Origin of the sequence: Vibrio sp. 10N.261.46.E11 (genome assembly GCF_041472735.1) — a bacterium.
GTDB lineage: Bacteria > Pseudomonadota > Gammaproteobacteria > Enterobacterales > Vibrionaceae > Vibrio.
This window is the reverse complement of record NZ_JBFRQW010000004.1, coordinates 66,560-88,028: the sequence shown is the minus strand read 5'-3', so window position 1 is coordinate 88,028 and position 21,469 is coordinate 66,560. Positions and strand designations below refer to the sequence as shown.

Below are 21,469 nucleotides of genomic sequence, written 5' to 3'. Positions count from 1 at the left end.
ATAAGAAACGAAAAACAGCGCCTGAATTGGCGCTGTTTTTGTTTGTTCTGTTTGCTACAGAAGCATAATTTATGAATGCTAAACTTGAGGCTCTAAGATCAGCAAGCTGCCCTTTTGTGCGTGTTTTTTTGTTTTATTCCTGTCTTTAAAGCGTGCATTAGCGGCTATTTCAACTCCTAACTGGGCATTGGTCAATGCGTCGTCACTGTTATCCGTTGAGCTTAAATAGGCGGCTTCAAGTTCCGGCGGTCTGAACAAATTCGGCAGAGTCCCCCTCATTCCATCAATGTCAGATTCAGTAAAGTCTGTGATAACGGAAATTCGCCATAATTCTTCAGCAAGCAACTTATAGCTTTGATCTAATAAAAGCATATAAGTGCGGGCTTTATTCTTACAGCGATCAAGTGCAATCATGTTGACACTACGGTCAAACTTCTCATTTTTACGCTGTTGATAAGCTTTTGAGGTTAGATGAATAGCTAATTTATCCCATAACAAAACCTTTAGGAGAAGAGGGTTAACCATAGTATCCATCTCTACATCGGTACCGATACCTGCTGTTAAGCCTGCAGCCGCCCTTACTTTAACATCGCCGCCGCCGCGGACAACAGCCTCAACCCCCGCGTTTATTCCAGCGCCGACACTTACCCCTGCTTCAATTTTAAAACGTGCAGCATCAATGCTGCGCGCCTTAAAAGTCGCTGTGGCCGCTCCCTTAGCTTTAGCACCGATAAAAGCACTACCACCGATGGCCCCGACAATAAACTCATCAGCCCCGAGGATATTGCTGCTGTTGAATGCTCCGTCTATCTTCGCTTTAACTTCCGCACCGACAAATAAAGATGCTTCGTTCTTTAGAGCAAATAACTGCCCGATACTCAGTTCATGAGTGACTTTAAGCGTTAAACCAAACCTTGCCGCAAGTTCAAGGTTAACCCCGATATCTATGCCAGGGATCAACTGCGTTGGTGCAAAACCATTACGGCCTGCAAGTTCATCCTTTGAAAAATTGGTTATTTTCCCTAATGCTTGGCTAACACCGGGGTTGCTTGCTATCCCGATTTCCGGATCGCCAGCACACCCCTTCACAACAGTCGCACCGCCGTTGCTGCCGAATTTAGCATGCATGCCGCCCTTTACTTTAACTCGGCCTCCTCCTTTTGCCTTAGCTGAAACTTGGTTGCGAACTATATTTCTAAAATCCCAAGTACGTTCTACCTTAATTTTGGCTTCAGCAAAAAGATTTAGATTATTATAAGTACTCAGTTCACAGCCTTTTGCTGATGCTTTATCTTCATAACTGGTTTTTACACCTTTATGACAAATTGCGGTATATGCAATGCGTTTATGCTGATCATTGAGAATTTGCCAGACTTTGTTATCAATACTCTCTCTCTGATCGTACAAACTTTTCAGGCTATCAAGTTGTGCATCAATCACTTCAAGCTGTATACGGCCTAGCTCACCGTTTTTTACAATATTTGTTCTAAGTGATTCGATGAGTTTTATCTGCTGTAGCAAAAAATTATAGGTAGTGCGGTTAATACATTTAAAGCGAATATTTTCCAGTGGCGTTTTACTTGGGCGAACTTCTCTTATTATTTTTTTGAAATGCTCTCTAATCTGGCCTTGCAGAACAATCCACACCGGATCATTTGTCACATCTGAGGCACCAAAACCATAACTGCTACTTAGCTTCTTATGGTGTCTGTATTTCATCGCTTCAAGATGAGAATAAACGGCATCAATACCTCTCTGCAGGTAAGGTATCGCTTTTACCTTATTGCTTTTAAAAGCCATATAAAGATTACCTGTCCATCTTTTAAATTCGATGTCACAGGCGCTTGGCGGCTGAAAGCTGCCGTTGGGTTTTAAAATATAATCGATATTGAGTTCTAAAGGATTTGCCATTTTAAACTCCTAAACTAGGGTTGAACGGTGAGCGCGGCGAAATGGATATTCGAGGAAGATATAAAGTCTTGCTTTGATGACACCTCGCACTCATGGCTTCTTAAACATGCTCCAATGGATAGAGTAATCCTTAGGAAGTCATTAGAATTTAGGTACACACAGAAAAGCAGAGTTTCACTTAATTCAAGTAGGTACGCCAAAAGAGGGGATTATCTCGCCTACAATACTCATTCACACCTTAATTGGCTTAGATAAAGCGGTTAAACCCCCGGACATTACCTAGGATGAGGTCAATGTTAATGGGTACATCGATAACTTTATCATCACGGACGCTTCAAAAGAAGTTATCTAAACGAAGATAACTCCAGCTTTGTGATAACGAGGCAAGAAATAGAAACGGCGTCTAATTTGGCGCTGTTTTGTTTGTTCTGTTTGGACGTATTAAGTCGAACCTAAGTTTTGAATTAATACCCAATATTAACGAGGCTCAAAAGCCAAAGACAGAATCGCTTCTTCGATCGTTAGGAAGTGGATCTTTACTAGGCACACTTCAGCTTTCTGGAACTCGTGATTTCGAATCAGCTTAGTCACGTTTTCAACTGAATACTGCTCAGCTCGTTTAGCTAGAGACAGTTGATTTGATCTTGATTCAAGCGAGTAGCTATCGCCTTCAGAATCGATGAGGTAATCATCTTCGCCCAAGATCATGTCTGAGCATTCTGCCTGAAAATCGTTCTCGGATGCGACGTAAATTAGCTCATCATCGCCGTCGAGTTTTACTAAAGATGGCCAACGGATCATTACTGCCTCTGAATCATGTGTGTTGAAGTTTGTGTCGACTATAAACAGTTTTGAAGATTGGGTCATCTATTGTTCTACCTGAATAAAACGCTACTTACTTAAAGAGCTACTTGCTCAAAGAGCGGCCTAACGGTGCAAAATACCCCTGCATCGCATAGTAGATTTCTTCTCGATGTGTGAGATCTGGATATAGAGGGAACATGTCTGGCTTGGTGGTGCCGTCAACTAGGTAAGCGTTTTCGATATCTGAGCAGGACTCAATCGTAGCTTCAAAGGCACGCGCCATCATCTCTGTTGGTAGTGAGAAGTAACGGGAAGACATCGCTTTGTCAGCAATAACACTTCGCGCCACGTATTCGTGTTTGTCTAGGTTATTGTCGCTGAGTAGTGTGGCATCGAACAGTGACATCAAACTTTCGTTTAATGGGTGAGGCCTTACTTTTCTATCGTGAAGCCAACAATCACTGGCGAACAAGATTTGCTTGCGAGGGCCTGAGGTATCGCCAATCTCAAATGCTTTCTCTGCGATATAGTGGTCAAACGCATGCCAAAACTCATGAGCTAACGCACCAGCACCTGCATTTTTAGCGAGGGCTAACTCTCTCTGGTTCGGTGCGTAGTGTGCTTGTACACCCTTTCTGCCACCACTGCCGAACGCCAAGCCTAAAGTGCCGCGAAGGCCAATCGCTTCTGGTGGCAAAGCCAAGATGTAAGCCAAGTCTGCTAACGAGTCGAATATCAGATTTGCAGCGAGCTCTTTCTCTTCTTTCGTTACCCAAGCGCCCACACGAATGCTGCCCATACCGAAGGTCTGTTTGATGTCCATGAATGACACCTGATCGCCATGTCGGTAGTCTGGGCCTTTGCGCGTTTTGTATTTAAAGTGGGTTAACTTCAAAAGGGTCCTTGGAAATAGATGTAGTTTAGCGCTGTTGTGTGGTGCACAGGGTTAAGTTGGGAAAGTTAGCACCTTTGTCAGTAAATTACCGAACAAAATGAGTGAGATTGTGTTCGAAAGCCTCCCATGAGGTTGGGGCGCCCTCGCGGGTTAGCGGAAACAGAGGCTTATCGGGTTTGGCGTAGCTCAAGCGGTGTAGCCTCTGCGTGACATGATAACTGTCTAGCCCTGAAATTGTGACTAAATCTAACGCTTCTAAATCTAAGTAGCCGTCCGGCATCACAGCTCGCTTTGGCGCGTGAACCGCAACAACTTCACCAATCAACATTTGAGTTTGGTTACTTTCAATTGTTATCTGCTCTTTGAAGGCTAAGCCTATTTTCAGAGGGCTTTCCAAAACAAACGGAGCAGGGAACACATCATCGTAATAGGACGTGAGACCGACCGCGTTAAATTCTGAGACTGATTTAGGATAACGAGCGGAAGTTTGATGAGCTTTTCGAACAAAATCAGCGCCGATGCTGTTGATGGTGAAGTGTTGAGTTTCTAGGATATTTTCTAGTGTATGACGGCGACTTTCCGCAGGCCGGATGATGAAGCCAAGTAAAGGTGGATTCGACCCCAAATGAACCACAGAGCTCACTACTGCAAGATTTTCTAGCCCTTGCTTGTCGCAGGTGCCAATAAGGTTGGCGCTTTTAAACCCCGATAAGGAGTTAATTAAACGAGCGCGCTCACGCCGGTCCATTGCTTGGATATCTTGTCTTGAAAGGGTCATTGCCTTCATATCTTCTCTTCTTCTCACTTTTGTTTTCGACGACGTGCTCACTAACTAAGACATATCTACGCAGCATCACTTTATTCCGATCATCCAGTTTGAATAAGTGGTAGTGAAAGGAGGATTCTTTTAGAAAATTGCAATTTTCTTTAAATCAAATGTGACGCTGTAGCTTAATTTGTTGTTGCAGCGATTTGCTATTGAGCGATACCATGTAAGGCTATTTCTTTGGTAAAGATGTAATTATGTCAGATGAAAAGCTCGCGCTAGAGTGGATGCGCCAACAAGCGCATAGAATTGATCCATATGTTATAAATCCATCATTTGATGAATGCGTTGAGTTGCTTGAGCCTGCCTTTAAGAAGGGCAAGAGTGTCGCGCAGCTAAAGTATCTATTATCAGAAGCAGATCGCCGAGCGGGAGCTGCCGAACGTAAACATGCTGCTTTAAAGTTTGCGAAAGAAAAAAGCCCAAAGGCAGGTCAAAACCTTCGTCTGCAAAGCAAACTTCAACAAGTTCAATTGGCATTAAAGTTAGCAACTGGCGATAACAACATGACCATATCGCAGTTCTGCTCTGAGTATGATGTCAGTAAGCGAGACGGCAACGAAGCGTGGAATGAAAAGTTGGTTGAGCAGAATAATAAGAAGTGATTTCGTGATGCCGTATATGGTTTAACTAAAGATCCGACAAGATTCACTTGCTTATATATTCATTTAAAATCCTACCAATAAATGTTGCTCAACGGTATTTCAAAAGCCTGAAAATCTTCTTTTCAGGCTTTGCGAACAGCTAGCCACTCATCAGTTCCGTCTTAGTTGTTAACCACGTCTAAAAATACCGATGAGTGAATATCAGGTATTAAGGTCGAATGTTGTTGAAACTGACCTTTTGCGTTCCATCACTTTGGTTCTCTAATTTAATTACATCTCCTTGATAGTAATAAGGTTCCATTGGCATCTTGCTGTTGGTTGGCCTTGCGTAGTGAAGTACAGCGGGTTTATTTTCCTCTTGTCGAGCATATAAATAGCCAATCAGCGCATGTTCAAATTGGTGATAGCCATTGCCCCAATGGAAAGCTTTAGTTCGCTTAGGCTCAAGCCCAACGCCACCGTACTTATGATCTACCCATACATCATGAAAGGTGGGCAGGGTGTATTGCAGTACGTCTTTCATTGAACCATCGATAAGCGATACCGTCATCGCAGCTTGATCAAGCTCAGCCCATTCCCATGATGACGCCCATTGGCTGTACGGTCTGCTTTGCCAGCCAGTAATTTCTTGTCCTTGCCATGCCTTATTAAGCTTGTCGCCAAAGTATTGGGATACATCGACGAACTCTTTTTGATATTGAGCTTGGTCTAAGGTGTGCTTCATCCCTTTCATACCAAACTCTTTCCATTCAGAGTTATCCAATGCTTGGCCTGTAAGATAAGTCATCCAATACGCTTTGATGGTGTGTCCAAAATCATTGTGATTGGCATTCTGCATCATTGCCGCTTTGTCGTGAATTGCGCCGTAGAAGCGTTGTTCATCTTCAGAGTGGTAGTGATCAATCATGGTTTGCGTGAGCCAGTTTAAGTCATCAAGCCATTTGGCTTTGACGGGCTCTTTGAGCAGAGGAGTAACTAACAACAGGTAGCCGTTTATTTGATCAAGTTGCGCGACCAGTTCACGTCGTTTTGCACTGCCATCTTCACCGTCGGCGAGTACCCAAGCAAGACCGCTGTTGTCGCTAAGTCGATATTTATCAAAGATAAAAGCTTGTTGGGCGATGAGTGCTTCTTCTGCCTTTTTGTCTTGGGTCAGGTAGTAGTACATCGCGAGTCCAACCAGCGCATACGCTTGATCCAGTCTTCTCCAGAGGGAAGGGTGACATTGGCATATACAGCGAAACTGGTCACGCTGAGTAATGCGATGGTTGCTCGTAACATGATGTTTATCTTAATGATTTGAATTTAGTTGAATATAAACAATCAGGTCTGCACATTGTGGTTCGGTGATCACAATCGACCAAATTATTTGTGGTGTAGATGTAGGACTATCTGGGTCTTACTCATTTTAATATTGCAAATAAACAATAAATTATCGTTTTTCGATAAATTGTTGTTGATCATCGTTTGTTTTGATCTTAATATTCTTCCATCAACTCAACAGGAATATAAGTATGTCTAAGATTCAAAAACAAAGTCGCCGTGTGCGAATGCTACTGCAGTCCTTTCTTGCACTCACTCCGATCATGGTGTGTTACTTCTGGCTAACGGTTCAAACACCCTATGACTTTCTTAGTGAGATGGGCATTATTCAGTTTTCCATCGAGATGGACTACTTTATAACCTCTCCACTCACAGTCTCTCCACTTACTACGACAACAAGAATCATCGCAATGTTCACCAGTTTGGCGATGTCGAGCATTCTTATGTATGCATTAACGGTTCTGATACGCCTATTCCGTAACTATGAGCGAGGTGAAATCTTCTCTTTAGAAAACGCAATGTCCTATCAGAAACTCGGATATAGCTTGTTTTATTGGGTATTAGGTTCAGTTATCTATGGTTCATTGATGTCAGTGATTCTGTCGTTCAATAATCCACCAGGTGACCGTATCTTTGAGATTAGTTTCGTTGGTATGGACTTTTTAACACTGATATTGGGTATAATTATTTTGATCATCTCGTGGGTGATGAAAGAAGGTTATATTCTGGCTGACGAACATAGCCAAACGATTTAAAGGACTTGTCATGACTATCCGCATTAATTTAGACATTATGATGGCCAAACGGAAAATGCGATTAAAGACATTGGCAAAAGAAGTTGGGATAACAGAAGCCAACTTGTCCGTATTGAAAAATGATAAAGCCAAAGCCGTAAGGCTATCGACGCTCGACAAGCTGTGTGAAGTTTTAGAGTGCCAACCTGGTGATATTTTAGAATTTGAACCGAATGCTCATAAAGACGGCGTTGCGGCAGAATAGCCAGTAAGGAAATCGCTTTCAAACCATCTAATAATGAAAGAGTCTCGATATCGCATCGAGACTCTTTTTAATCTATTTATACCGGCTCTCCCGCCTCGTCCTCTTCAACCACATCGGTTTCTAAGCTCGCTTCTGCCAACCATTTTTGTACTGATGGACTGTTGAGTACACGTTGCTGATACTGTGATGCCTTCTCTGAAAGTTTGATGCCATAGGTTTCTACGCGTAATGCAAGGGGTGCAAACATCGCATCGGCAATCGACCATTCACCAAATAACCAATTTTCTGGATATTGTGCCATTTGCGTCGACCATATGGCATCAATACGGGCGATGTCTTTCAATGCTTCCTCACTCAAAGCAAGCTTTCGTTGAGCGCGGCAGTTCATCGGCATTTCATTTCTGACGGCAAAAAATCCAGAGTGCATCTCTGCAGAAATTGCTCGGGCATGGGCGCGTTCTTCGCGTGATGCAGGCCATGCCGCACCATTCAAATAGGCATCGTTAACATATTCGAGAATCGCCAATGAATCCCACACCGCAACGTCGCCATCAACTAAAGTCGGGACTTTGGCTGTCGGTGTCACTGAAGCTAATGTGTCGTAGAAATCAGAGGTGAACAGCTTGAGTTTGATGACTTCGGCATTCAGGTTGTAATTATCGAAGATTAGCCAAGCGCGCAGTGACCAAGTAGAGTAGTTTTGGTTTCCAATATAAAGCTGCATAGATGCTTCCCTGTGTTTGGTGAATATGCTTTTGAGCTTAAGGGATTGTATTGCGGCGAACTAACGGATAATTTTGATGTATTACATTAATAAAAACGATGGGTGGTTAATTCAGCATGGATATTGATGCTTTGCGAGGCTTTCTCGCGTTTGTAGAAACCAGTAGCTTTACTCGTGCAGCGAAACAGATAAATCGCACCCAATCGGCATTCAGTGCGCAGATGCGCAAACTGGAAGAAGAGCTCAATGTGACTCTTTTCCAGAAAGAAGGCCGTAATCTCGTGCTGACCGAGGCTGGCTTAGCGCTGCGTTCTCATGCGGAGCAGTTGGTCGCCCTCCACAATACCGCCCTCAAGCAAGTAAAGCGTTACGAAGACAAACAACCTTTAAGACTCGGTTGCCCTGAAGACTACAATGACACTATTCTGCCAAAAGTGATTCGCCTGTTGCAGAAAGCAGAACCCACCTGTTCTATTCAAGTATTCAGCCTACCAAGCATTACGCTCAGAGAGTGGTTGGATGATGGTAGGCTTGATGCTGCAATTGTCACCCGAGCGCCTGACAGTGAAGAGGGCTATTGGCTGACCAGTGATGTGGGTGTATGGATAAGCAGCCCAGACTATGTGTTCGATAGCTCCAAGCCTGTTCCATTAGCCTTGTTTCAGACCGATTGTAAGTATCACGCAGCGGCAGTGAATGGCCTAACTAAACAGGGTACGCCTTATCAGTTGTTGGCGTGCAGTAATACCGCTTCGGCGCAACGTGCCATTGTTAAAGCGGGTTTAGCGATTGGCGCGATGGGTAAGCTGAGTGTGACTTCTGATTTGAACATTCTGGAAGATATGCCACCACTGCCTTCGGTGGATATTGTGCTGATCCTAGCGAGCAAACATCACCCAGTGTTAGATAAAGAAGTGCTTAACCAACTTGTGGAGTTGGAATCCAAGTAGATTTTTCTCGGTGAGGGTAATGTTGAGTGCGGAGTTAAAATAGATAGACCGAGAACATGGTATTTCGCGGAGGAAATGGTGGTTCTCGGCCTAGTTATTGTTAGACGTTGTTGGTCATTAAGAAAGCTTGAACTTACTCAGTTCGCCGTGTAAATCACCGGCTTTCACTGTCAGCTCATTACTGATTGCTACTGATGATGTCATGGTGTCCATCACTTCCACTGCTGTGTCATTGATGATCACGACATTGCGGTTAATCTCTTCTGACACAGAGCTTTGCTCTTCAGCCGCGGAAGCGATCTGATTGTTCATGTCATTAATCACTTCAATCGCTTGGTTGATTTCAGACAAGGCTTGATGTGCAGCTTCGGTTTCACTTTTTGTGTTGTTCGCTTGATTCTGGCTTTGCTCCATCAGTACCACAATAGATTGAGTCTCTTGTTCTAAGCGAGCCAACATAGAGCGAATCTCTTCTGTTGAACCTTGAGTTCGATTCGCTAGGTTACGAACCTCATCAGCAACCACTGCAAAGCCTCGACCAGCCTCACCTGCACGAGCTGCCTCAATCGCTGCATTCAGTGCAAGTAAGTTAGTTTGCTCTGCAATGCCACCAATCTCGCTCAAGATACCCTGAATAGCGGTGCTCGAATCGACTAAGTTCTGTGTTTGTTGCTGCGCATCGTTAACCTGCACAGCCAAGCTGTCTACAGCACTGGCGGCATTGTCCATGCGCGTCATACCATTGAGACTGTTGCTCTGCACTTGGCTTGCTGCTGCAGCTGCTTGAACCGCTGAGTTCGCCACTTCTTGCGCTGTTGCACTCATTTCATTGATAGCGGTGGCAAGTGAGTTCACTTCGTTAACTTGAGAATTCAGCTGGTCACGTGAAACTTCAGCACGAGCTTGGCCTTCTGTCGCGTTTTTATCCACTTGGTCAGCTGTTACCATTACGGTAAGTAGCATCTCTTGTATGCGAGATAGGAAGGTATTGAACCAGTGTGCAAGCTGAGCGGTTTCATCCTTACCTTTCACTTCAATGCGATAAGTTAAGTCACCTTCACCCTGTGCTGCATCTTTAAAGCGTTCCACTAAGTTGTTCAAAACCTTGCCCAAAGAGTTAGCAATGAATGCCATTGAGGCAATGCCTAGAAGAGCGGCGATGATTCCCGCCCACACACCTTTTTCAAGTGCTTTTGAATTCTGAGCATCACTCCACTCGGTGTAGTCATTGACGCTTTTGGCTAGGTGACTACTAGGAACAGACACCATGACTACCCATGGCGCATCACTGGTATCAATTGCGGTAATCGCGTACTCATCGCCGCCGAAAGTCACAAGACCGGCGCCTTCTCTGTTAGCGATAGACTGAATCTTTGACCATTCAGATTCCAGTTCAGAAGAGACTTTTTTACCCACCATATTTCCAGCTTGGCTGTTGGCCAGTGTAATGCCTTTCCATGAAGTGATTAGGATTTTTCCTTGGCCATCAAACAGGTTACGCGCAAGTAACTCACTTTGGCTTTGGAGTTCATGTAGAGACAAATCAAAGCCTAGCGAGCCGATGATTTTTCCGTCATGTTTGATTGGTTGGCTGATGGTGGTAATGAGCTCTTGTTTGCCGCGCACTGAATAAAAATACGGTTCCATCACAAACGTTTTACCCGTTTGATATGGCATTAAGTGCCAATCATCTTTGCGCTCACCGTTGCTGTTGAGATCGGTATTGCTAAAGCTTTCCATTGCGACAGCATCAAAGCTGTTCTGGTCATTGGGAGAGAAGAAAGGCGCAAGGTAGCCTTGACTGTTAAAACCTAACTCAGTGTTTGAGCTTAACTCGATGTTTGAGCCAGATTCGATATTCGAGTCTTGTTGGTTATCTGAAATCAGCGACGTATCTGAGCCATTTTCGCTGTTCACGTTGAGCTCGTTATTCAAGACAGACTGTTGTGACCATGTCTTATCTTCCCAAACCATGTAACCCGCAAATACAGCTTTGTTTTGGGCTTCCAGTGCCGCAGTAAACTGTTTCACGATAAGCTCTGCACTTGCGTCGGTTTCTGAACTTAATTCGATGATTGAGCGCACTTGCTTAAGGTTCGCTAATACGGGGTTAAGCTGGTTAGCGATGTTCAAACCTTGTTGAAGTGCCGTGTTTTGTAAATCCGTAGCGGTGGCCTCTGTCAGCTGCGTTTTTACTTTTTCAGTGACTTGTTTATTCACATCAGTAAATGCGTTGGTCGTCATTCCCATGGCGATTAACAGAGTGAAAGCCATAGCTCCGCCCGCACTCACCGCAATTCGCGTTCGTATACTGTTAAACATATTATCTCTCTAACCAAATAGTGGTAGTTTTTCAGAGATTTTAAACAAGATACGTGAATGGAAAATTCTAAATAATGAACACAATAAGAATAGGGTGATTAAAAATATAAATAGGATGGTATAACGCTCCGGATTATGTCTTTTAGAGAGGAGCTATAAGATAGGTGTATGGCTGTTTTTATTCTGTTATCTAATTGTATTTGTTGGTATTTTATACTTGATGCCGTTTTTAATTTTCTGGTAAATCAGGAGGTTGTAGTTTGAGGGTGTTCTGGATATATATTACTCATTATATGACATCAGTCACATTTTAATTTAATCCGAAGAGTGGAGTACCCACTTGAAAAGTATGTATTTATACTTTGCAGACTAAATTCAAGTAGCTGGGCCATTGATCATCTTCATTATTAAAGAATCCCCAAGCTCTTTAGCTTTCGATAAATGGTATTACGGCTGATGCCAAGTATGCGTGAAGTTTTGCTGATGTTGCCTTGGTTGGCTTGATAGGTTTGCAGCAAGGTTTCTTCCACGGTACTTCTTAAATCAGCATTTGGCTTACCTTCGATTATACCAGAAGCAGTAACCTGATGATGGCTATCTTGAGCTAAAGAGATAAGGTGTTGAGCAAGATGGTTCGGTACGTGCTCGAGTGTGAGTTGTGCTTCATCACTCGCGAGTAGGGCTGCGACCTTAAGTAAGTTATCTAATTCACGGATATTACCGGGCCATGAATAGGTGCACAGTAAGCTCATTAAGTGCGGGCAGATTGTCTGTTCGTCTTCGGCGTATTTACGATGAATGTGTTCGATTAGGGCGTGCTTGTCTTGTCGATGTTGCAGGCTTGGCAAGGTCAAGGCTAAGCCGTTTAGTCTGTAAAAGAGATCTTGTCGAAATTCCCCCGTAGCGACCAACTGTTCTAGGTTTTTATGCGTCGCGGCGATGATCTGACAATCGACTTGGTAGCTCTGATTCGAGCCAACAGGCACTACTGACTTATCTTGTAGAACATGCAGCAATCGACACTGAGCCTCCAATGGCATGTCGGCAATCTCATCTAGAAACAGAATTCCCTTATCTGCTTGGCGGATCTTACCTTGGAATCCTTTGTGGCTTGCGCCAGTAAAAGCGCCCGGCGCGTAGCCAAATAGTTCTGATTCGATAAGATCTTTCGGCAGCGCACCGCAATTTACTGCTACTAGGGGCGAAGATTTACGTTGGCTTTGTTTGTGTAGCGCCTTAACAAATTCGCCTTTGCCAACGCCCGTTTCTCCTAAGATTAATAGGCTGATCCCTTTGTCGATTACCTTGTTGGCTTGCTGCCAAGCATGTTCAATTTGTTGTTCGCCATGGTGCAGGTCGCACGATGCTGAAATGGAACGCGTGCGTTTTGCAGTTGGTTGTTTGAGGTGCTGTTTCTCAAACACAAAGGGCGTGTCTAATGAGGTTCGGTTGAACAGGGTATCTATGCATTCGCCGACGATCGAGGTTTGATCCAACAATTGAGAGGCGACTTGATTGTGCGCCACAACCTCACCAGCTTCATTGGCTATCACAATTCCTTGCCAGCCGCTGTGTAATAGAGATTTCTCACACGCGAGGTCGATTCGAGTGGTGCCTTGTGGGATATGACTCAGAAGTTGATTTTCTACAAGCTGAACCATATTTTGAACCAGTAGCTGCACCGAACTGTCGTGTTGCTGTTGCTCACTGGTGATGTCCAATACGCCAACCATTTTACCTTGATGATCAAACACCGGGCTTGCTGAACAACTGATAAATCGATGCTGGTGGATGAAGTGCTGTTCGCCAATGATGGATACGGGTTTTGCTTCAACAATCGCGGTGCCAATCGCGTTGGTGCCTTTAAGTTGTTCCTGCCAACACGCTCCTGAGCTGAGTGCAATTGACGTCAGCTTCTCTTTAAACCGCTCCTGCCCCCAACTTGCCAGAATCACCCCTTCAATGTCGGTCAGAATCAAACGACTGTCAGTGCGTGCAAACATCTGATTAAACAGAGGTAGGGCATTACGTTCTACTATTTGAATTAAGCTCGAAGATTGATGACGTCGCTGTTTAAGAATCGATTGTGGCAGGCGAATGTCTTCAGGAAGTCGTCTCTGTTTTAGACCCGCTTCTGTACTGCGGTGCCAAGAAGACGAAAGCCAATCTGAGGTGTTTGCTTGTTGAAGGTGCATGACTGTTCCATGTCGTAACAGTGAGGGTGTACCAATTTGGAACAGTTGAACACTGGTGTGGTTTCCATACGTCCGTTCAATGCCAACTCACTTTGGGTTGTAAACGTTTGGCAATCATAGTTTTACAATTTATTAACAACAAGTTTTGAAGTTCTGGCGTGTGATTTGCGTTGTTACTGTTGTGAAGAAAACACGAAGTATCAGTGTTTTAAACAGAAAGAATAAACATGGGCGTCTTGTCATGAGTCCTTTTCTCAGATAAGTCGCAACAAAAATAAGACAGCTCTCGCTCAATAACGAACAACATATCTAAGAAGGATCTAACTATGATTTACGCACAGCCGGGTAGTGATAACGCAGTGGTTAACTTTAAAGCGCAATACGATAATTTTATCGGTGGTGAGTGGGTGAAGCCTGTCAGCGGCGAGTATTTTGATAACACGTCTCCAGTGAATGGTCAGGTGTATTGCCAAGTGGCACGTTCAACAGAAGCGGACATTAGCTTAGCACTTGATGCCGCGCATTCTGCTCGTGCTAGTTGGGCTTCGACCAGTGTGACTGAGCGCTCTAACATCCTGCTTAAAATTGCTGACCGCATTGAAGCAAACCTAGAAGAGATCGCAGTCGCCGAGACATGGGAAAACGGCAAACCAGTGCGTGAAACCCTGGCGGCAGACATCCCGTTAGTTGTCGATCACTTCCGTTACTTTGCGGGTTGTATTCGAGCGCAAGAAGGCAGCGCAGCAGAGCTCGATTCAAACACTGCAAGCTACCACTTCCCAGAACCTATTGGTGTGGTGGGGCAGATCATTCCTTGGAACTTCCCGATTTTAATGGCGGCTTGGAAACTGGCGCCTGCACTGGCTGCGGGCTGTTGTGTGGTGATGAAACCTGCCGAGCAAACACCGACATCGATTTTGGTGATGATGGAGAAGATCGCTGATCTTCTGCCTGCAGGCGTGGTCAACATCGTGAATGGTTTTGGTAGCGAAGCGGGTCAAGCGTTAGCAACCAGCGATCGTTTGGCGAAGCTAGCGTTTACCGGTTCAACAGAGGTCGGCCACCATATTCTGAAATGCGCGGCTGAAAGCTTGATTCCGTCAACGGTTGAGCTTGGCGGTAAGTCTCCAAACATCTACTTCCCAGACATCTTTAACCATGAAGACGAATACCTTGATAAGTGTGTCGAAGGCATGCTGCTTGCGTTTTTCAACCAAGGTGAAGTGTGTACCTGTCCATCACGTGTGTTGATTCATGAATCGGTATATGACAAGTTCATCGCCAAGGTGGTCGAACGTGCTCAAACGATTAAACAAGGTAACCCGTTAGATACCGATACTCAGGTGGGTGCACAAGCTTCCAAAGAGCAGTTCGATAAGATCTTGAGCTACCTAGAAATCGGTCGTCAAGAGGGCGCGAAAGTGCTGACCGGTGGTGAAATAGCGCAGCAACCAGATGATCTCGGTAATGGCTATTACATTCAGCCAACCATGCTGGAAGGGCACAATAAGATGCGCGTATTCCAAGAAGAGATCTTCGGCCCTGTTATCGCGGTGACGACGTTTAAAGATGAAGCGGAAGCGTTAGAGATCGCTAACGATACCGAGTATGGCTTGGGTGCAGGCGTGTGGACGCGTGATGCAAACCTAGCGTATCGCATGGGTCGTAACATTGAAGCGGGGCGTATTTGGGTGAACTGTTACCACGCTTACCCAGCACATGCCGCGTTTGGTGGTTACAAAAAATCGGGCATTGGCCGTGAGACACACAAGATGATGCTCGATCACTACCAAAATACTAAGAACCTGTTGATCAGCTACGATACTAATCCGTTAGGCTTCTTCTAATACAGGTTCGTTCTAAAAGTATGAGAATGAATCATGGGTACAAGAATTACTAACAACGCAGTAGGCTTAATTAAGAAAAACAAAAGCTAGAAACCAAAACGCCCAATTCAATTGAGTTGGGCGTCTTTATGCTTGAATCGTTCTAGTTTTGCGAAAAGAAGATCTCGGGCTTGTGGGTTGGGCCTGAATTACCTTCTAGCTGAGTAAGCTCTAATCCTTGTTTTCCTATCAGAGAACCGACCAATTGGCGGTTAAACGGGTAACTGTCAGGGTTGTTAATATACTCTTCAACATCAACCCATTTAGCCTCTGCAATTTCATCGGTGTCTTGAATCGCAATCTCTTGGGTTTGAGCGATAAGGTGGCAAATAAAGTAGAGGTTCGATTTGCCAAATTGATACGGGTGTCTCGTCGCCATGCCAACCACAGAAATGAATGTGGCTTTGATACCAGTCTCTTCCAAGGTTTCACGAACCACCGATTCTTCAATGCCTTCACCCAACTCAATATGGCCGCCCGGTAATTTGTAGCCTGTCATACCGTGCTCTTTAATCATCAGCACTTGATTATGTTCGTTGGTGATCAATGCGCCTGCGCCCAAGGTGTGGGTCGGAATGAAAGGCACGAACTCGACAATTTCGGATTTGTGGATCAGCGTAATCTCGTCTTCTAGACAGTTGTGAAACACAAAGCCAAGTTCAGTCGCCACTGGAATAAGGTGCGAGAGTGAAATAGGCAAGCTAATCCAAATGATGCCTTTGTTATTCTGCTTTGAAAATTCGGTGATCTCGCTGAGTTCGGCATTGAAAGAGTCAGCATCGTGAGGGGCTGTTGCTGGGTCGATGATGATGCCGTTAAATTTGTCGAGCGTAAATTCCACGGGTGATCCTTTATTATTTTTGATTTATAGGGAGTCGAGCATAGGTGGAGCTTATAACATCTTAAGGGCTTATTACACCTGCATGGCATGTGAGATCTTCTTTGCTTGTAAAGCAGGGGGGATAGAAACAAAAACTGCGCTTGGAAGCCAAAGCGCAGTTTTAAAATAGGGTTTATTTGGATTCGACTCTAACGAATATAGTTTGCATCAACACTTACGTACCAGTGCTGAAGTTTGCCGTCAGATTTTTTGATCCACAAATCGTTGGTGTAGCTCTCGATCTTGCCGTTAACCGTTAAATTGAACGTGTTCTCATCGAACTCACCAAGCTTCACGAACTGGTCAGTCGTAATCAGAAACGGGTCCATGTCGTCCACGCCAACCACATCAGAAATCACATAGTAGTGATAAGTGAGCTGCTTGCTCGCATCATTCGGGTTGCTACGATATGCCACAAGCTTGAATGGTTCCGTTAATGGAACGTCGAGCGTTTGCTTGTCCATTGTTGCTGGAATCGGGATAAACAGCCAAGCGGTAAACAGACCGCTCAATAAAACCATCAGGAAGAAAAGAGTCTTAATTGCTTTCATAGCAACCTTCAAAATAGGTGATGTTGAAGACGCTATGGTAACAGGTTTGATTTGCTGATTGTAAGAGTATGAATAAGTGAAGGCACCACCTGTCTGTTAGGAAGTTTGAACGAATTGACACACTGTTCATAACTTTTTGTTTTAAATCTTGGTTCACTACTTTCTGCTAACACCCCTCGGTTTGGATTGATGAGTGTAAGTAAATAACAGGAACAAAGCCCACACCTCACGCTTTTGCAAGGTGTGGGCTAAATCGGTGTGACTACTTGTTCAGATAAGCTGCGTGGAACTCAATATGCTCATCAATAAAGCTAGAGATGAAGTAGTAGCTGTGGTCGTAACCTGGCTGCATACGTAGCTCTAAATCGGCATTGGTTACCTTAGCTGCCTCGACCAATTGCTCTGGCTTTAGCTGTTCAATTAGGAAATTGTCTGCTTCGCCTTGGTCTACCAACATTGGCAGCTTAGTGCCTTTGGTTTTTAGAAGCTCAGAGGCGTCGTACTGTTTCCATTCTTCAATATCTAAGCCTAAGTATTGGTTGAAGGCTTTTTGTCCCCAAGGGCATTGCATTGGGTTCGTTATTGGGCTGAATGCCGAGATAGAACGGTAGCTATCTTCGTTCTTGATGCCAATCGTTAGGGCACCGTGTCCGCCCATACTGTGGCCTGAAATTGACTTTACAGATGTCACAGGGAAGAAGGATTCAATCAGCGCAGGAAGCTCTGCCAGCACGTAATCGTACATGTGGTAATGGCTGTCCCATGGTGCTTGAGTGGCATTTACGTAGAAGCCTGCGCCTTGGCCTAAATCGTAGTTTTCATCGTCGGCAACACCTTCGCCACGTGGGCTTGTGTCTGGGGCAACAATGGCAATGCCTTGCTCAGCCGCGGCTTTGAATGCGCCGGCTTTTTGCATGAAGTTTTCATCGGTACAGGTTAAGCCTGATAACCAATACAAAACAGGAACTGGATTTTCTTTGCTTGCGTTAGGTGGCAAGAAAATCGCAAAACGCATGTTGCAGTCAAGCGTTGCAGAAAAGTGGGTGTATTGTTTGTGCCAACCACCAGCAACCTTTGCTTGGCTAATGTTTTCGATTGTCATCTATTGTGCTCCGTTAGGTTGATGGTTTGGGAGTAAATTTGTCTATATTGCATAAAGTTTCACCACCCACCGGGCAGGAGGTGGTGAAGACAGTTTCGCTCTGATGTTTAAGTCAGAACTGTGGCCTCGACACCTAAGTATCGAGACCAAGGAGAATTATCTGTCCATGTGTAGAACAGTACGGATAGATTCACCTTTGTGCATTAGGTCGAATGCGTCGTTTACTTCATCAAGGCTCATTGTGTGAGTGATGAACTCTTGAAGACCAAACTCACCTGCCATGTAACGGTTTACGATTTCTGGAAGCTCAGAGCGGCCTTTAACACCACCGAAAGCAGAACCACGCCATACACGACCAGTCACTAATTGGAATGGACGAGTTGCGATCTCTTGACCTGCACCCGCAACACCAATGATTACTGATTCGCCCCAACCTTTGTGACAGCATTCAAGAGCTTGACGCATCACGTTTACGTTACCGATACACTCGAAAGAGTACTCAACACCACCGTCTGTCATCTCAACGATAACGTCTTGGATTGGCTTGTCGAATTTAGTTGGGTTGATGCAGTCTGTCGCGCCAAGCTGTTTTGCTAGCTCGAATTTGCTCTCGTTGATATCAACACCGATGATGCGGTTAGCACCAGCCATGCGAGCACCAATGATTGCAGAAAGACCGATACCGCCTAGGCCGAATACAGCAACGTTGTCGCCTTTTTCAACTTTAGCTGTGTTCAGTACAGCGCCCATACCTGTAGTCACCCCACAACCTAGAAGACAAACTTCTTCAAGTGGTGCTTCTTTGCTTACTTTCGCTAGAGAGATTTCTGGAAGTACTGTGTACTCAGAGAAAGTAGAGCAACCCATGTAATGGAAGATTGTCTCGCCATTGATAGAGAAGCGGCTTGTACCATCTGGCATTAGGCCTTTACCTTGCGTTTCACGAACCGCTTGGCACAGGTTAGTTTTACCAGATTTACAGAACTTACATTCGCCACATTCTGCTGTGTAAAGTGGGATAACGTGGTCGCCAATCTCAACACTTGTAACGCCTTCGCCGATCATCTCAACGATACCGCCACCTTCGTGCCCAAGAATTGAAGGGAAGATACCTTCTGGATCGTCACCTGATAATGTGAATGCGTCAGTGTGACAAACACCAGTAGCAACGATGCGAACTAGAACCTCACCAGCTTTAGGAAGTTGTACATCAACTTCTTCCATTTTTAGTGGCTCGCCAGCTGCCCATGCAACCATTGCTTTTGATTTGATATGAGTTTGACCAGGTTTAATTTCGATTGTCATTGGATGTTTCCTATATATGTCAGTACAGCGGATAACCGTGCAATTAAATTCAACCCGTTAAGCGTAGTTGAGCTTAATTGTTTCCGCTCTCTCGTTTTGTTAGAGCTAGTATAGGTATGAGTGCATGTTTTGATAATCCCCTTAAATAGAAAATGATTATTACATACGCGTAATAATGCTTGGGTGAAGCTTAGGAAGCTGTGCTAGGTGATGGCTACCTTTTTGTAATGATCGGTTTGTTGTAGCCGGTTTGTAATTGCTGGACGTTACTCTACTTACGCTAGGTTACCAATCGAGGATTAGAAAGTTGCTAATCTACTTCAAGTTTCAATGCCCTTTGCACTTCTATGTTAATAGGGTATTCCAATTGAAGGTTTCACTTGAGGTCTATATGAAGAAAACACTTTTAACACTATTGTTGGTGTCTGTTTCTAGTTCAACACTTGCCAATGGCTTTTACGTTGGTGCAGCTTATTCGCAGCTAGGACACGGTAAGGTGAGTTATTCTGAACAAGTGAGTAGCGATAATGGCTTTGCTGCCAGTGCTGGGTATGACTTAGATCTAGGTAGTGTGTTTACTTTGGCTGCAGAACTTGAGTATAAAGATTTGGGTGGCGTGGTTGAAAGAGAACCTTTGGGTATGGGTAGTTACGCTCAAGTTGACCTATCTGCAACTTCTATTGGCATCAATGTGATTCCTAAATTCTACATCAATGATAATCTTTATATTCTTGGCAAAATGGGCCTACATAATGTCAGTTATACCGCTAAAATAACGTCAAACGTGACGAACCAATTTGACCGTATAATTGAAGAGTCAGCTGTTGAACTAGGGTTTGGCGGAGGCTTGGGTTATCACTTTGGTCCATTGACTGCGCAATTAAGTATGCGAATAAAAAAGTATTGCTGACCATCGAGACAAAACACAATGAAGTTTGCATGATGGTTGAAGATGACGGAGAAGGTATTCCAAAAGACAGGCGAGAAGAGGTTTTTGTACCTTTCTCGCGGTTGGATCAAAGCCGAACCTCAAAGACCGGCGGTTTTGGATTAGGGCTCGCTATTACTCAAGCTGCGGTTAACCGCTCTGGTTGGTGCATTGAAGTAGAAGAGAGCCGTTTTTTTGGTGCTCAGTTTGATTTTCGTATCCCATATCAAGGTCAATTAGAGGTTATACCAATCGTAGTAAATAACTGGTCACCCTAGCTTGTTAAAAACCTCGATAACTTCGTTAGAATTTTTGATTGTAGAATAACTACTTATCCAAAAATTCCGCCTTGTTCTCAAGCTTTTTTTCCTACGCTATGTTTGATCACTTACTTACTGTGATTGGTATTACTAATTTATAACGGACGGATTTGATTTAAGTCTTAGTTTGTCTCAAAGGCCCTTCATATCTTTAGCTATAGTATTCGCCGTATATTGAGGGGCTGCAGCTGACTTCAAACTCTATTGAGTCAGAACTCAGGCACATAGATACTGGTTTTTTAAATAGAACCTAATTGATTGTTCTCCATACTTTGGCCGTTTCTTGAAAAACTAGCGTAAATGTATAGTCGTAATTGACGCCTGGAGGGGAATTGATGGAGCCATCGGTTGGGTTATCAATGATCTGCCCTGCTGTGTAATTGTTGTTGCTGTCGTATGTACAATTACAGTTTTCGAACAGTAAGAGGTACTCGGTCCCAGAAGTTAGATTTTTTGTCGTTAAGCTGATTTCATTCCAGCCACCATTGATATTTACATTTGAAGCTAAAGACTCAATCGCTGCTAAATCTCCCATCGGTGCTATTGAAATGTTAATTGTACTTGCAGAGCTCGCCATAAGCTTTATTGCTGAGAGCGTAGCGTTCTTATCTAATGTGAACGTTTGAGCGAAATTGATTGAATTACTAGCGCTCATGTTCCCACTGCTTGAGGTACCAATCGATTGTTCGTTCGTACTTATTAGTAATTGCAGTGCAGATATGCCTGCATTGAAAACCAACGTACCATCTGGTGTCGCATCCTTATCCACACTATCGAGCTCGGATTGAGTAAAGTAGTTCACTAAAGCCGCGGCATCGTCGCCTTTCAAGCCCTGTGGGCCGGTATCGCCTTTAGGGCCTTGTGCGCCACTTTCACCTTGTAAGCCCTGCGGGCCGGTATCGCCTTTAGGGCCTTGCGCGCCAGTTGCACCTTGTAAGCCTTG

18 protein-coding genes and 2 pseudogenes are annotated in these 21,469 nt (G+C 44.4%); 7 read left to right on the top strand and 13 right to left on the bottom strand.

Annotated elements, in window-relative coordinates; genetic code table 11:
- Positions 1–78: 78 nt before the first annotated feature.
- From AB4407_RS02435 to AB4407_RS02420, 4 genes are all read right to left on the bottom strand, one after another.
- Positions 79–1,911, bottom strand: coding sequence for a hypothetical protein (locus tag AB4407_RS02435; protein WP_372118256.1), 1,833 nt, complete (start codon positions 1,909–1,911; stop codon positions 79–81).
- Positions 1,912–2,388: 477 nt separating this feature from the next.
- Entirely contained in the window at positions 2,389–2,712 is a 324-nt protein-coding gene (locus AB4407_RS02430; RefSeq protein ID WP_372118374.1) for a DUF4144 domain-containing protein, read from the bottom strand.
- 106 nt (positions 2,713–2,818) lie between these two features.
- A complete protein-coding gene (locus AB4407_RS02425) occupies positions 2,819–3,610 on the bottom strand; it encodes a CLCA_X family protein (RefSeq protein ID WP_372118254.1) in 792 nt (263 codons plus the stop codon).
- Positions 3,611–3,695: 85 nt separating this feature from the next.
- Positions 3,696–4,397 carry a flavin reductase family protein gene (locus tag AB4407_RS02420; protein ID WP_372118251.1) on the bottom strand — a complete coding sequence of 234 codons (702 nt, stop codon included), beginning with the start codon at positions 4,395–4,397 and terminating at the stop codon, positions 3,696–3,698.
- Positions 4,398–4,633: 236 nt separating this feature from the next.
- On the opposite strand from AB4407_RS02420, the gene AB4407_RS02415 reads away from it, so the two are divergent.
- Entirely contained in the window at positions 4,634–5,041 is a 408-nt protein-coding gene (locus tag AB4407_RS02415; protein ID WP_026012354.1) for a hypothetical protein, read from the top strand.
- A gap of 208 nt (positions 5,042–5,249) precedes the next feature.
- Here the strand turns inward: AB4407_RS02415 and AB4407_RS02410 are convergent.
- Positions 5,250–6,239, bottom strand: a pseudogene (locus tag AB4407_RS02410) (N-acylglucosamine 2-epimerase); the annotation flags it as partial.
- Between the two features lie 316 nt (positions 6,240–6,555).
- Here AB4407_RS02410 and AB4407_RS02405 point away from each other — a divergent pair.
- Positions 6,556–7,119: a DUF2975 domain-containing protein gene (locus AB4407_RS02405; RefSeq protein ID WP_009846208.1), complete on the top strand. Its 564-nt coding sequence runs from the start codon at positions 6,556–6,558 to the stop codon at positions 7,117–7,119.
- Positions 7,120–7,129: 10 nt separating this feature from the next.
- Complete coding sequence (locus AB4407_RS02400) at positions 7,130–7,363, top strand: helix-turn-helix domain-containing protein (protein WP_372118248.1); 234 nt, start codon at positions 7,130–7,132, stop codon at positions 7,361–7,363.
- 76 nt (positions 7,364–7,439) lie between these two features.
- On the opposite strand, the gene AB4407_RS02395 is transcribed toward AB4407_RS02400, so the two are convergent.
- Complete coding sequence (locus AB4407_RS02395; RefSeq protein WP_372118246.1) at positions 7,440–8,087, bottom strand: glutathione S-transferase family protein; 648 nt, start codon at positions 8,085–8,087, stop codon at positions 7,440–7,442.
- A 116-nt stretch (positions 8,088–8,203) separates the two neighbouring features.
- Here AB4407_RS02395 and AB4407_RS02390 point away from each other — a divergent pair, with 116 nt between their 5' ends.
- Positions 8,204–9,037: a LysR family transcriptional regulator gene (locus AB4407_RS02390; protein ID WP_372118243.1), complete on the top strand. Its 834-nt coding sequence runs from the start codon at positions 8,204–8,206 to the stop codon at positions 9,035–9,037.
- Between the two features lie 117 nt (positions 9,038–9,154).
- Here AB4407_RS02390 and AB4407_RS02385 read toward each other — a convergent pair whose 3' ends face one another.
- Positions 9,155–11,359 carry a methyl-accepting chemotaxis protein gene (locus AB4407_RS02385; protein ID WP_372118240.1) on the bottom strand — a complete coding sequence of 735 codons (2,205 nt, stop codon included), beginning with the start codon at positions 11,357–11,359 and terminating at the stop codon, positions 9,155–9,157.
- Between the two features lie 407 nt (positions 11,360–11,766).
- Positions 11,767–13,554, bottom strand: a complete 1,788-nt coding sequence (locus tag AB4407_RS02380; RefSeq protein WP_372118237.1) for a sigma-54-dependent Fis family transcriptional regulator — start codon at positions 13,552–13,554, stop codon at positions 11,767–11,769.
- Positions 13,555–13,880: 326 nt separating this feature from the next.
- On the opposite strand from AB4407_RS02380, the gene AB4407_RS02375 reads away from it, so the two are divergent.
- Complete coding sequence (locus tag AB4407_RS02375) at positions 13,881–15,401, top strand: aldehyde dehydrogenase family protein (RefSeq protein WP_372118236.1); 1,521 nt, start codon at positions 13,881–13,883, stop codon at positions 15,399–15,401.
- Between the two features lie 142 nt (positions 15,402–15,543).
- Here AB4407_RS02375 and AB4407_RS02370 read toward each other — a convergent pair whose 3' ends face one another.
- The 4 genes from AB4407_RS02370 to AB4407_RS02355 form a co-directional block, all read right to left on the bottom strand.
- Positions 15,544–16,281 (bottom strand): NUDIX domain-containing protein, encoded by a 738-nt coding sequence (locus AB4407_RS02370; protein ID WP_372118234.1) that lies wholly within the window; start codon positions 16,279–16,281, stop codon positions 15,544–15,546.
- A gap of 188 nt (positions 16,282–16,469) precedes the next feature.
- A complete protein-coding gene (locus AB4407_RS02365; RefSeq protein WP_372118231.1) occupies positions 16,470–16,871 on the bottom strand; it encodes a hypothetical protein in 402 nt (133 codons plus the stop codon).
- A gap of 262 nt (positions 16,872–17,133) precedes the next feature.
- Positions 17,134–17,973: an S-formylglutathione hydrolase gene (fghA, locus tag AB4407_RS02360; RefSeq protein WP_372118229.1), complete on the bottom strand. Its 840-nt coding sequence runs from the start codon at positions 17,971–17,973 to the stop codon at positions 17,134–17,136.
- Between the two features lie 156 nt (positions 17,974–18,129).
- On the bottom strand, positions 18,130–19,278 hold the full coding sequence (locus AB4407_RS02355; protein ID WP_081228995.1) for an S-(hydroxymethyl)glutathione dehydrogenase/class III alcohol dehydrogenase: 1,149 nt from the start codon (positions 19,276–19,278) through the stop codon (positions 18,130–18,132).
- Between the two features lie 391 nt (positions 19,279–19,669).
- On the opposite strand from AB4407_RS02355, the gene AB4407_RS02350 reads away from it, so the two are divergent.
- Entirely contained in the window at positions 19,670–20,188 is a 519-nt protein-coding gene (locus AB4407_RS02350; RefSeq protein WP_102541183.1) for an outer membrane beta-barrel protein, read from the top strand.
- Positions 20,182–20,484, top strand: coding sequence for an ATP-binding protein (locus AB4407_RS02345; RefSeq protein ID WP_372118226.1), 303 nt, complete (start codon positions 20,182–20,184; stop codon positions 20,482–20,484). Before AB4407_RS02350 ends, AB4407_RS02345 begins: the two co-directional genes overlap by 7 nt.
- A 292-nt stretch (positions 20,485–20,776) precedes the next feature.
- Here AB4407_RS02345 and AB4407_RS02340 read toward each other — a convergent pair.
- Positions 20,777–21,469: pseudogene (locus tag AB4407_RS02340) on the bottom strand (collagen-like protein); the annotation flags it as partial.